The 12,499-nt window shown below is 39.0% G+C and carries 15 protein-coding genes, 1 tRNA gene and 1 pseudogene; all 17 read left to right on the top strand.

Annotated elements, in window-relative coordinates; genetic code table 11:
• Nucleotides 1-34: 34 nt before the first annotated feature.
• The 17 genes and pseudogenes from ACFX4I_RS15730 to ACFX4I_RS15650 all read left to right on the top strand — a co-directional run bounded on the left by ACFX4I_RS15730 (nt 35) and on the right by ACFX4I_RS15650 (nt 12,207).
• Nucleotides 35-259 carry a helix-turn-helix domain-containing protein gene (locus ACFX4I_RS15730; protein WP_028392149.1) on the top strand — a complete coding sequence of 75 codons (225 nt, stop codon included), beginning with the start codon at nt 35-37 and terminating at the stop codon, nt 257-259.
• A 222-nt stretch (nt 260-481) separates the two neighbouring features.
• Nucleotides 482-925, top strand: a complete 444-nt coding sequence (locus tag ACFX4I_RS15725) for a MarR family winged helix-turn-helix transcriptional regulator (protein WP_230301741.1) — start codon at nt 482-484, stop codon at nt 923-925.
• A gap of 10 nt (nt 926-935) precedes the next feature.
• The gene (gene racE / locus ACFX4I_RS15720) at nt 936-1,739 is read left to right on the top strand and encodes a glutamate racemase (RefSeq protein ID WP_230301740.1); all 804 of its coding nucleotides are present in this window, start codon (nt 936-938) and stop codon (nt 1,737-1,739) included.
• 296 nt (nt 1,740-2,035) lie between these two features.
• Complete coding sequence (locus ACFX4I_RS15715) at nt 2,036-3,115, top strand: GerMN domain-containing protein (RefSeq protein ID WP_230301739.1); 1,080 nt, start codon at nt 2,036-2,038, stop codon at nt 3,113-3,115.
• A gap of 239 nt (nt 3,116-3,354) precedes the next feature.
• Nucleotides 3,355-4,443 (top strand): GerAB/ArcD/ProY family transporter, encoded by a 1,089-nt coding sequence (locus tag ACFX4I_RS15710; protein WP_377421659.1) that lies wholly within the window; start codon nt 3,355-3,357, stop codon nt 4,441-4,443.
• Nucleotides 4,440-5,915, top strand: coding sequence for a spore germination protein (locus tag ACFX4I_RS15705; protein WP_377421657.1), 1,476 nt, complete (start codon nt 4,440-4,442; stop codon nt 5,913-5,915). Before ACFX4I_RS15710 ends, ACFX4I_RS15705 begins: the two co-directional genes overlap by 4 nt.
• A complete protein-coding gene (locus ACFX4I_RS15700) occupies nt 5,912-7,033 on the top strand; it encodes a Ger(x)C family spore germination protein (protein WP_230301736.1) in 1,122 nt (373 codons plus the stop codon). Before ACFX4I_RS15705 ends, ACFX4I_RS15700 begins: the two co-directional genes overlap by 4 nt.
• A gap of 215 nt (nt 7,034-7,248) precedes the next feature.
• Nucleotides 7,249-7,860 (top strand): XTP/dITP diphosphatase, encoded by a 612-nt coding sequence (locus tag ACFX4I_RS15695; protein ID WP_305158882.1) that lies wholly within the window; start codon nt 7,249-7,251, stop codon nt 7,858-7,860.
• A 2-nt stretch (nt 7,861-7,862) separates the two neighbouring features.
• A complete protein-coding gene (locus ACFX4I_RS15690) occupies nt 7,863-8,375 on the top strand; it encodes a metallophosphoesterase family protein (RefSeq protein WP_377421655.1) in 513 nt (170 codons plus the stop codon).
• Nucleotides 8,376-8,547: 172 nt separating this feature from the next.
• Nucleotides 8,548-8,621, top strand: a tRNA-Arg gene (locus tag ACFX4I_RS15685).
• Between the two features lie 192 nt (nt 8,622-8,813).
• Complete coding sequence (locus ACFX4I_RS15680; RefSeq protein WP_048688856.1) at nt 8,814-9,014, top strand: hypothetical protein; 201 nt, start codon at nt 8,814-8,816, stop codon at nt 9,012-9,014.
• 228 nt (nt 9,015-9,242) lie between these two features.
• A complete protein-coding gene (locus tag ACFX4I_RS15675; protein WP_283932018.1) occupies nt 9,243-9,998 on the top strand; it encodes a DUF2087 domain-containing protein in 756 nt (251 codons plus the stop codon).
• 18 nt (nt 9,999-10,016) lie between these two features.
• Nucleotides 10,017-10,373, top strand: a complete 357-nt coding sequence (locus ACFX4I_RS15670) for a GIY-YIG nuclease family protein (RefSeq protein ID WP_283932017.1) — start codon at nt 10,017-10,019, stop codon at nt 10,371-10,373.
• A 112-nt stretch (nt 10,374-10,485) separates the two neighbouring features.
• Nucleotides 10,486-10,727, top strand: a pseudogene (locus ACFX4I_RS15665) (2TM domain-containing protein); the annotation flags it as partial.
• A 184-nt stretch (nt 10,728-10,911) separates the two neighbouring features.
• A complete protein-coding gene (locus tag ACFX4I_RS15660) occupies nt 10,912-11,085 on the top strand; it encodes a hypothetical protein (protein WP_283932016.1) in 174 nt (57 codons plus the stop codon).
• A gap of 44 nt (nt 11,086-11,129) precedes the next feature.
• Entirely contained in the window at nt 11,130-11,489 is a 360-nt protein-coding gene (locus ACFX4I_RS15655) for a YidH family protein (protein ID WP_098370045.1), read from the top strand.
• A 442-nt stretch (nt 11,490-11,931) separates the two neighbouring features.
• Nucleotides 11,932-12,207, top strand: coding sequence for a GNAT family N-acetyltransferase (locus tag ACFX4I_RS15650; RefSeq protein WP_081395481.1), 276 nt, complete (start codon nt 11,932-11,934; stop codon nt 12,205-12,207).
• Nucleotides 12,208-12,499: the final 292 nt, after the last annotated feature.

The raw sequence follows: 12,499 nt of genomic DNA, 5'->3' as shown, positions 1-12,499 counted from the left end.
TTTATGCTGGTGAAGGCAAGGAGGGTAACATTACTTGAAGGAGAACGAATTCACTCATAAGCCACTACTCACCAAAAGAGAAAAAGAAGTATTTGAGTTACTAGTACAAGACAAAACAACAAAAGAAATCGCAGGTGAATTGTTTATTAGCGAAAAAACAGTTCGAAACCATATTTCGAATGCGATGCAGAAGCTTGGAGTTAAAGGACGTTCGCAGGCAGTCATAGAACTCCTTCGTATGGGAGAACTTAAGCTTTAATGTGTTAACACTTAATACGTAAGCCTTATAAATAATTTCTCTCCCGTTTATTGGCAGCATATAAGGAAGGGCAAAGCAACTTGGTTGTTTTGACTTCTTTGGATGCTGCTTATTTTTATGTATGGGGTTTCATTATGCTTCCAGGCAATCAATCTTGAAAATCATTTCACTTTCATCCAAAATGGTAGTATGATAAGTTTCATGAAGTGGGGAGCTGTGTGTATGGATGAAGAGAAGCAGGCGGCATATGTAGCCGATATCGAGAAAGAATTGCGCTATGTATCGACATGGCTTAAGCAAAGGGGAAGAGAAATTCTCCATGATTATAAAATTACCATTCCTCAATTCGTGGCTTTGCAATGGCTTTTTGAATCAGGCGACATGACGATTGGCGAATTGTCCACGAAGATGTTTCTCGCCTTCAGCACAACGACGGATCTGATTGATCGCATGGAGAAACATCAGCTTGTTCAGCGTGTCAGGGATGAAAAGGACCGGCGTGTGGTTCGAATTCACCTTCTTGAAGAAGGTGAACGGATTATCGAAGAAGTAATTAATAAACGGCAGCAGTACTTGAGTGGCGTGTTAGTCAATTTTAACGAATCTGACATCAGGTCCCTCAAAGGGATTCTAGCAAAACTACATCTAGAAATGAAAGAAAAATGAGGCGAGTTTTTTGAAACAACCGATAGGCATCATTGATTCAGGGGTAGGCGGCTTGACAGTAGCTAAAGAAGTCATGCGTCAGCTTCCAAATGAAAATATAATTTACTTAGGTGATACAGCAAGATGCCCTTATGGGCCGAGGACTAAAAAAGATGTCCAAACCTTCACATGGCAGATGACGAGGTTCTTGATGAAGAAGGATATAAAAATGCTGATCATCGCTTGCAATACGGCGACTGCAGCTGTACTGGATGAGATCAGGGCAATACTTCCGATTCCTGTGTTGGGTGTCATTCATCCAGGGGCAAGGGCGGCATTGAAAGTTTCTGATACCTTGCATATTGGCGTTATTGGTACGGAAGGCACGGTAAAAAGCAAAGCTTATGACGACGCGCTTGCCTCCATCAATTCCGATGTGAAAGTAGATAGTTTAGCATGCCCGAAATTTGTCCCAATCGTGGAAAGCGGGGAGTTTCAAGGGGGTATCGTCAATAGGGTCGTGGCACAAACCTTGAACCCGTTGAAGAAAACGAAGATCGACACATTGATCCTTGGCTGTACCCATTATCCACTGCTGGGGCCTGTAATCTCTTCCTATATGGGGGATGAAGTACAAGTCATTTCCTCTGGGGAAGAGACGGCCCGTGAGGCAAGTGTCATTTTGGATTATTATAAATTAATTAATAAAAGCAAGCTCCGTCCAGTTCATCGCTTTTACACAACCGGTTCAAGAGATATGTTTGGTTCCATCGCGTCGAGCTGGCTCGGTATTCATGTCAATGACATCGAAACAATTAAAATTGATCACTTATAAGGCTTCCATTTGGAAGTCTTTTTTTGGAAGGGAAAAATGAAAATATATTGTATATAGCTACAAGCCAGGATGGATATATCGCTAGAGAAGATGGAAGCATAGATTGGCTTTAAGGGACAGAAGGGAAAGGGGATTCGGTTGTTCCAATCAGGATTTCCTGAAATTCCAATGAAGCTGACAAAGATGCAGCAGTACGGGCAAGTTGCCCGGCTCCTTTATCAGAGAGAAAAATAATTGGTCTATTTTCCCCTGGGGCTCGTATAAATAGGAGTACAAACTGTCCTAGGAGTGATTTTATGTCCAATAAATCAAAAGTAACAATGGCTGTGACCATTCTGGCATCTTCTTTTTGGCTTTCGGGCTGCGGATTATTTGGCGGTGAAGAGAAAAAGGAAATTGATCCACCAAAGGATGTTTCTTTAGTCGAGGATGAATCTTCATTGAAAGAAACAGAAACGAATGGTGAGGAAAAGCCAGCGACTGATGGAGAAGAAGGCGCTGTTGAATCGAAAACGGTGAAGACGGAGTTATATTTAATTGATAAAAGCGGGTATGTGGTTCCACAGACATTGGAACTTCCTAAATCGGAAGCTGTCGCTAAACAGGCCCTTGATTACCTTGTCAGTAACGGTCCAGTCACGGATAAACTTCCAAATGGATTCAGGGCCGTCATTCCTGCGGATACCCAAATAAGCGTGAACATTAAAGACGGAGTGGCTGTAGCGGACTTTTCACCGGAGTTCAAAAACTATCAGAAAGAGGATGAACTCAAAATCCTTCAAGCCATTACATGGACCCTGACACAATTCGACTCGGTCGATAAAATCCAAATGAGAATCAATGGGGAAGATATTTCCGAAATGCCTGTCAATGGCACACCGATAGATGAAAATATCTCAAGGTCGTCAGGAATCAATATCGACACGAGTGACGTGGTCGACATTTCCAATACAAAAGCACTGACCGTTTATTATGTAGGCGGTGACGAGGAGTACACTTATTATGTTCCGGTGACGCGCAGGATCAGTGAAACGGTGTCTGATAATGTAACAGCAGTCATTAAGGAATTAACGAAGAGTCCTTCGGGTTCTAGCCTGCAAACAGGGTTCATGAGTGATGTAGCTTTACTTGACGAGCCTAAAGTGGCAGAAGGTAAGGTCAGCCTCAATTTTAACGAAAATATCCTTGGAAGCTTTAAAGAGAAAAAGGTATCACAAGAAGTCCTTGATGCCTTGGTCCTTTCTTTAACGGAACAAAAAGGAATTGAAAGCGTTGAAGTACAAGTGCAGGGCAGCGCCGATGTTCTTAATGAAGAAGGAAAGAAATTATCCGAACCAGTGGTCCGTCCAGAGAAAGTCAACACAGGCAGTTTTTAAAGAACGATATTATATTAGAAATAGCACAATGAGGCAGCCAGAAGCTGTCTCTTATTTTTTTGCCTCCAGAATTGAATTACCACCCTTTAAGAGCCCCTGTTGTATAAATCTTGATTATTGCATTAGTTGAAAACTAATACCCCTGCCAGGCAATTTCTCGTATCGTGAGAAAGTTTTTACATAAATAAATTTTTAAAAGGGGAAATTACTTTTAATAATGCAATCAATGGGGGGATAGTATGGATCAAAAGGTAATTCAGGCTGTACACATCTATGTTTTAATCATTATGAATACAGGATTCATGGTACATGTACTGATCCTTCCCAATATCTTAACTGCATCTCAACGCGATGCATGGGTAAGTGTCATAATAAGTATTGTTCCTTGTATCGTTTGGACCCTATTTATTTTTTATATTTATAAAAAACTAGATAAAGAAGATATAATCGCTTTTCTGAAAAAATGGTCTACACCTTTTGTTACATATATTTTCACTATAGCATTTGGGTTGTACTTTATATTTAACGCCTTCATTACCGTCAAATCTACAGTGATTTGGGCAAAAGCTAATTATACTCACGACATACCAAACATCGTAGTCGTTAGCCTATTCACTTTTATTTGTATTTTTGCAACGTATAAAGGAATACGCACCATAAGTACTTTGGCTTTCCTGTTTCTTCCGTTGGTCACTTTTTTCGGGATATTCGTGGGGCTAGGGAATACGAGTAATAAGAATTACGAATTATTGTTCCCGATATTTGAAAGCGGGTATCGCAATACTCTAAATGGAATTTTGTATACGAGTGCAGGATATTTAGAAATTATCGTTTTTTTATTTTTGACTCCTTACCTGAAAAATAAGCTAAAAGCCAAGTGGCTTTTATTAGTTGGTGTAATATTAATCATGCTGACGTTAGGACCCCTCATGGGAGCGATTGCAGAATTTGGTTCTGTGGAAGCAGTGAAAATGAGGAATCCAGCTTATGAACAGTGGAAGTTGTTAAGGTTTGGCTATTATATTACTCGACTCGATTTCCTGTCCATTTTCCAATGGCTTTCAGGTGCCATGATTCGAATAAGTTTATGTTTATTTATAGGATATAAATTAATCTCAAATTCAAAACATCAGAAGTGGATACTGCTTTCCCTATATTCATTAATTGTTTTTGGGACGCTAATCCATTGGGATGCCACTTCATTTTTTTATTTTATATACAAATATTTCTTTCCAATCAGTAGTCTGTTTCTTTTAAGTGCTGCAATTATACTGTTATTCCTTATTATAAAAAAGGAAAAAGGAAAAGGAAAAGGTGAAACATTATGAGGAAGGGAAAATTGAATGGAACTCCTTCTTGCATTGACCAAATCCAAAAATGGTTCGAACATTCCTCTGATGTTGTTTTAAGGACAAAAACATTTGATCCTGAAGGTCGTAATTTGTTGGGGTTTTTATATGCGCAAAACTTAGTGGATATGCAATTTATCAATGAAGTGATACTGCCTACAATATCAAAAGCGGTTCAAGAAAATGGGGTATTAACAATTGATCAATTAAGCAATATTATGGAGATCAATACGCTAAAAAAAGACTCCGATTTAAAAGACGGAGTAGAAAGCATTCTTTTTTCAGGAGACCTAATCATTATTAATGAATCTTCTAATGAAATTTACTATACCCCATTAGCTAATTCCCCTAAGCGTAGTCCGGAAGAATCCAATATAGAATCTTCCGTTCGCGGTCCTAGAGATGGATTTGTTGAAAATATATCGGATAACATGTCTTTAATTCGCCAAAGGTTAAAAACGTCAACACTTAAATGCATTGAATATACAATCGGGAAAAGAAGTAAAACCAAAATATTGCTGCTTTATATAGATGACATTATTAATCCCTCGATTCTTTTGGATATTAAAAAACGATTGGATTCATTAAAGGTTGAAATCATAGTCAGCAGTTACCAAGTTGAAGAACTCCTATATGATACTCAACTTTCCATCTTCCCTTTAATGGATTATGTCGGTCGACCGGACTATGTTGTTGAATCCTTGAATCAAGGGCGCTTTGCCATCCTGGTGGACGGGAATCCGACATGCTTGATCGGACCGACCAGCATTAATCAGTTACTGTATTCTGCTGATGACGCACATGCAAGTTTTTTTTATATTAGTTTCATACGCATCATTCGTGTAGTCGCCTTATTTGTAACGGTTACGTTACCTGGTTTTTTTATAGCGTTAGTTTCCTATCAATTCGACCAAATCCCCTTTTCGCTTCTTGCGACGATTTCAATCACGAGACAGGGATTACCGATACCTACCTCGTTGGAGGCTTTCATGATGATCATATTGTTTGAACTATTTAAAGAAGCTGGTCTTCGCCTGCCAAAAGCTGTAGGTCCGACGGTTTCTGTATTGGGTGGGTTGATTATAGGGGATGCAGCGATTCGGGCAGGGCTGACTTCACCCTCCATGCTTGTAATGATAGCTGTTACAGTTCTCTCAAGCTATACCTTAATCAATCAGAATATTGCTGGGAATATCGTTCTCATAAGGTTATTCATATTTGCGTGTTCAGCGTTTTTAGGCTTGTTTGGATTCTTCATGGGAATATTCCTTATCTTGATTGTTGTGGTTTCCTTGGAAAGTTTCGGCCAGCCCTTTGTGAATCCATTTTCCAAACCAAATAAATCGGATATGTTAAAAGTCTTATTCAGGCTTCCGTATGGGATGTTAAGGCAGCGGAATCAAGCTATACAATCCACTGATAATGAACCTCAAAAGGAGTCAAACAAATGAGAAAGCTAATTGCAGTCATGGTTATTGGCTGTCAACTTTTACTGACTACAGGATGCTGGGGAATGAAGGAAATTCAAGCCCAAACATATGGATCAGCCCTAGGGATCGATTATAAAGAGGGTGAATTCATCTTATACTTTCAAGCGTTGAATTTTGCGGATATTGCAAAACAAGAGGGGGCCAATGCATTACAACAAAAATCTTCTGTTGTCATTGGGGAAGGCAAAGGGGAAAGTATCGAGGAAGCATATACTGAATTAGAACAAAATGCAGCATTACCGCTTTATATCGGGCATATTAACACCTTCATTTTAAGTAAGAGTGTAATCAAGAATAAAATGAAGGATTTCATTGAATATGTAGGGAAAGAGCCCTTATTGCGATACAATTCATGGCTGTTCGTTACGGACGTGGATATTAAAAAGTTGTTTGACAGTGATAGTTTCTTTAATCTTCCTAACTTATTCACGATCATTCAAAGGCCAGAGTCCGTTATTAATGAGAACTATTTCATTTCCCCGTTAAAATTCAGTGAACTGGTTTCGAAGTTTTATCAACCGGTTGGTTCAATTTTAATTCCCTCTTTGGTCATAAATGAGCACCATTACTCAGAAGGCGGGAAAGAAAAGAAGATACCAACGTTGAATGGCGGCTATGTTTTATCAAACCAACAATATAAAGGTTTCGTAAGTAAACAAGATTTGATAGGTTTAAAATGGGTTGAAAATAAGGCGACAGTGATATTCTTTTCGCTGAACGAACAAAAGGTAAGTGTTGAAATAAGGGACCCCAAAACAAACATCATGGTATTGGAACAGCAAAAGAAACCTTTGTATGATCTAGAAGTTAGAGCAAATGGAATATTGAAACAAAATATAGATAACTTTGATATGGGAAAAATCGAAAAAAAGGTAGAAATAAAAGTTAAGGAAGATATTTTGAAGACATTGGAGACAGGGGAAAAAATCAATACAGACCTTTTTAACATCAGTGAAAAGGCATACAGATACCATGTAAATAAGTGGGATAATAAAATTATTAATTCCTTTGATAAGACTTCAATAAATAACATAAAGGTTAAAATCCATATTGAACATAGTGAAAATTACAAACGTTAGATTACAAGTTTCGGGTTATTGCAGATGAGGGAGTTGTGTTAGACTTAAGTTATCTGGATAATTCAGGGGCCATTGTTGATCGTGAAAGGCAGCGCTGAATTCGTCCGTTTGGCACTGGAGAAGAAGCGGCTTTTACATATAACGGGTTACAGCGGATTCTTTCTTAGCCCGAAAAGAGCTTCATGCCGATAAAATAAAAAAGGGTGAAATGAAAAATGAAGACAGTAATCATTGCAACGAAAAATAAAGGGAAAGCCAAGGAGTTCGAAAGCTTATTCTCTGCAAAAGGATATGAAGTCAAAACACTTCTCGATGTACCGGATGCTCCGGATGTTGAGGAAACAGGCACGACATTTGAAGAAAACGCGATCCTGAAGGCAGAGGCGATTGCCCGCCAGCTAGGCCACTTTGTCATTGCTGATGATTCCGGATTGATTGTAGATGCATTGGAGGGTCGTCCCGGCGTATATTCTGCGCGCTATGCTGGAGAGTCCAAGAGTGATGAAGCAAACACGGAAAAAGTCCTCCGGGAACTGGAAGGCGTGCCAAAAGAGGATAGAACGGCGAGATTTTATTGCGCCTTGGCACTAGCGTCACCCAACCAGGAAACGATTACGGTATCGGGAACGATGGAAGGCTTGATTACAGAACAGCCTTCAGGAACGAATGGATTTGGTTATGATCCCATCTTTTTTGTTGAGGAACAGGGCAAAACAAACGCCGAATTGACAAAAGAGGAAAAAAACAAAATCAGCCACCGTGCTAACGCATTGAGGGCTCTAGATGAAAAACTTGATCTATTTCTAAAAAGGGAAGAAGGAATGTGACGATGAAAGTGCTAATAATGAGTGACAGTCATGGCTTAACTCATGAAATCAGCATGATTGCCGATCGTCATAAACATGAGGTTGCTGCCATGATCCATTGCGGTGATTCAGAGTTGGAAAGAAATGACCCTCACATGTCGGAGTTCTTAGCCGTTCGTGGGAATTGTGACTATGATTCGGCATATCCGAATGATATTGTGGAGAGTATCGCAGGCAAGCGTTTCTTCCTTACGCATGGACACCTCTATAACATAAATATGACCTTGATGAACCTATCATATAAAAGTGAAGAGACAGGGGCGGATATCATTTGCTTTGGCCATTCCCACGCTGCAGGTTCAGAATTGATTGACGGCAAGCTCTTCATCAACCCGGGAAGCATACGGCAGCCTCGTGGACGAAAAGAGAAAACCTATGCCATTTTGGATATCGGAAATGACCAACTTGAAATCATCTTTTATGACCTTGAAGGAAAAATCGTTGAGGAACTAAGAAATGCTTATCAAATGGAATGACTTCATGTATAATGAACAGGAAGCGTTTTTCCCCGCTTCCTGGTTCATAAAAAAAGAAAAAACTTTTTTTGAAAAACCGTTGACTTTCTTTTGATATCCTACTATAATAAGAAGTGTCCTAAGGGAACAGTTAAGGTAATACATAAGTTTTACCGCAACTTATATCATAAACGTCTCAGTAGCTCAGCTGGATAGAGCAACGCCCTTCTAAGGCGTCGGTCGGGAGTTCGAATCTCTCCTGGGACACTAACTAAAAAAAGCCAAAACCTTCTAAGGTTTTGGCTTTTTTACTTTTTTGAACTGTATAAGTTAACGAGGGTAATTCCGATTCGCATCCTTTTATAATGTACGTATAACGATAAGAAGTTTTTTATTTCATATTTATCGCAGGTGGATGGCCTTTTATGTCGAACTTGTTATAAATAAGGAGATGTTTAAATGAATAAAGATAGATTATTCAAGTTCATTCAAACTTCCACTCGGGGCAATTTCTTCTCAGTCGAAATAACCGAAGATGGAACAGAAGTGGTCCAATTAGCCAAGGAGTTAGAAAAAGAAGGAAGAATCAAGTTGAGGGAATGCACACGAAAAGAACAAGGTGTTTATCTGGAAGGAATACTTAAGTTTGTGCCTAGCTAATACTTAATGAGTTCTAACGGAGGAATTTCATATGATTCACAGAAAAAAAGGCATCCATGATCGGGTGTCTTTTTTTTCTTTATCTATATTCCATTGAATGTTTGGGGATTTTTTTATGATTTCACGGTTGCCGGAATTATAAAAAAATCAGGAAAAACATTGACATAATGTAAACGAATTAATATTATGTTTATTATATTATAAACTTTATAGGGAAGTGTTTGTTTTATGAAGGGCGCTGAAATGTTTTGGAGCGCATCTCAGGATGAGCTTAAACAAGGGTATATCGAAGGTGAGAATCAATATGTTTGTTTGCTGTGCGGAAATGTAATTGAAAAGGGGATCGTATACCCGGAAGATGGGGTTCTTTATGAAGCGAAGAGGTATATGGGAATTCATATTGAACATGCACACCGCTCTGTTTTTGAATACTTAATTGATCTCGATAAAAAACTTACAGGTCTCACGGACCATCAAAATCGCCTTCTTCGGCTTTTTTACCAAGGGAAGAATGATGCTGAGGTTCAGGAGGAAATGGGAATTGGGAGTCCTTCCACCATTCGGAACCATCGCTTTGTGTTGAAAGAGAAAGAGCGTCAGGCTAAGTTGTTTTTAACCCTGATGGAACTTTTGAAAGATAAAGATGAACATGCGCCGGCATTTATCCCGCTTCATCAAAAAGCAAGGATGGTCGATGATCGTTATAACGTTACCGAGGATGAAAAAGTGACTGTACTGAAAAAGTACTTCCCTAAGGGCAGTCAGGATGCATTAAAGTCTTTCCCGCCAAAGGAAAAACAAAGGCTGATCATTCTCCAAGAAATTATGAACCGTTTTGAAAAAGAGCGGAAATACGAAGAGGAAGAAATCAATCAAATATTGGGTGCCGTTTATCCTGATCATGTCCTATTGAGAAGATATTTAATAGAATATGGATTCTTGGATAGAAAGCCTGATGGGAGCCAATATTGGCTGAAGAAATGATGACTGGAGGCATGAAATATGGATCGTAAAAAAGAATTGAAGCAATTATATAAAGAAACGAAAGTTGAAGCAGGTGTATACCAAATCAGAAATACGGTAAATAATAAAGTCTTTATCGGAAGCACCAGGAATTTAAAGACGTTGAAGGGAAAACAATTTGAATTGGAAGTCGGAACAAACACGAATAAAGTGCTGCAAGGTGAGTGGAACGAATATGGGAAAGATGCTTTTTCTTTTGAGGTACTGCAGGTATTGAAACCGAAAGAAACGGGATTTTTTGATGCTAAACGGGAATTGAAAAAACTTGAAGAAGAGTGGCTGGAAAAAATACAGCCATACGAAGAACGGGGATACAATAGAATGAAATCCAACTGACTTGTGCGCAGCCTTTAGAGATTCTCCGCGATTCCCGGCTCCCGATTTACCTTTGATGCATTTCATTCACAGTAATGTATTTTAGGGTTTATGATTAGGAAGGAGTGCTGGGATGGAAAATGGGGATGGATATCTACGGGCGAAAAAAAGGGTCGAAAACCTAAGGCATTCTACATTTGGTGAATGTCATGCTGTTTGCGATAAACCTATTCACGGATCTGGGTTGGTAGTTCCTTTATCCCCTTGGAGGGTGGGGGATTGGTGTCCTGATACACGGAATTACAACTCTTGAACAAGGGAACTTTGGGTTTGAGTGGGAAGAAAAAAATAAAAGAATACATGGAAAGGATAAAAAGAACGGCTGAATTTGGGCGTGTTCAAAACGGGGAGTCATTTATGGCTCCTTTTTTGCGGGAAGAAAATCAGGGAATCTCACTTGTTGTTAGTTTTTAAATGGTTTAAGCTAGTAATGAGGGAACTTTTTATAAAGGAAACTTGTGGAGGTCCTTCACTAAATAATTAATTTTAGGAGTTGCGAATGAAAAAAATAGGATGGACCATAACGGGGATAGGAACAATCGTTGCGCTGGGGGCCTTGCTTTATCCTTTGAATGTTATTGATAAAACACTATGTATATATTTATTGCTCGGCGGTGCAGGGCTAATGTTTGTCGGGTCTATGTTCAGGGCCTTTCGGCTACTGAAAAGATGATTGATTTTTAAGGTTGATTAAAATCGTGCGATTAAGGTGATGACATGGAGAAAGACCAATTGAAATATGCCCAGCAGCATCTGGCTAATGAACGCACCTTCTTAGCATGGATAAGAACGGTGATTGCGATAGTGGGGGTTGGTTTTCTTGCGACAAGCCTGCATTTTACGATTGGTGTGCATCGGGATGCCCGGATTGACTTGATCAGTATCGTGCTGGGAATGTTTGCGTGTGCCTTGGGTCTTGTGATTACAGTTCTGGCGACATTCGGTTATCTTCAGAAGAAGCGGCAAATCAATGAAGGGACGTTCCGGCCTTCAAGTGCGCACGTAATTCTAATCGCTGTTTTTATGGTCATATTGTTATCGATGATCATTTTATATTTTGTGTTCATAAAAGTTTAAAACTGTCCTAACCTATATAGGGCAGTTTTTTTTAGTTTCTACTATTATATACTTATTCTTACATCATAATGGAAAGATTCCTTCCATTAATTAAATGCAATCAAAAAACGAAAGCTTGAAAACACTGTATTTCATTTTGGGTATGAAAGAATAATTAATACCTTTTAAAAGCAATTTCACTCAGTATTGTACACGTCAGCCATGGGAAAACTTAGTTTTGCCGGAAGGATATATCAGTTGTAAGGAAGAAATCGATCAAGTTTTGTCTTTTGCCTTCCTTGAAAAAAATATGTATCAGCCATCATCGGTTTGTGAATAAACTTCACATGGTTAAAACTCTTGGAGGTCCTTTACTTTATTCAATTTCGATCACGTTTTAAATATTTGTTTAATTTCCTTTTTGTGAGATATGATAAAGAGGAATTAAAAGGAGGTCATCGTGATGGTGGATATCAAAAAAGGTGAAAGTTCTTTTTTTGTCGAAGAATCTGGTGAGAAACTAGCGGAAATTACATTCTTTAAATCAGGTGATGATGAGATCACGGTCGATCATACCGTTGTTTCTGACAAGCTTCGCGGGCAAAAGGTAGGAAATGCCCTTGTTGAAAAGGTAATAGGGTTCGCAAGGGAGGAAAAACTGAAAATTGTTCCGGTATGTTCGTTCGTTCAAAAACAATTTGAAAAAAATGCAGAATACGAGGATGTATTGGCTAAATGAACCAGAGGGCTGGACCAGGGGATGAGTAATATCACCTGTGTTCAGCCCTTTGTCATTTTTTTAGATGTTCTTAACCCCTGCAATTCTCCAAGAAAATATTATTAAACGCCTTTCCACCCAAATGTTGTTCACATTTAATATAGGGGGGCAATCCTTGCATGACCATGGCTTGCTGAGATTTTGTCATTGTAGTGATGACTGCAAGCGGGCATTGTGGAAAGAGGGCGAAAAGTGGACCGTGATTTTCCGCATCTTGGAATATCAGGCAGTTTATCCACGGGAGTATTAAAAA

It is taken from the genome of Peribacillus sp. YIM B13472 (assembly GCF_042788005.1).
GTDB lineage: Bacteria > Bacillota > Bacilli > Bacillales > DSM-1321 > Peribacillus > Peribacillus simplex_E.
The sequence above is the reverse complement of the archived record's forward strand: the minus strand, read 5'-3'. Positions and strand labels throughout refer to the sequence as shown.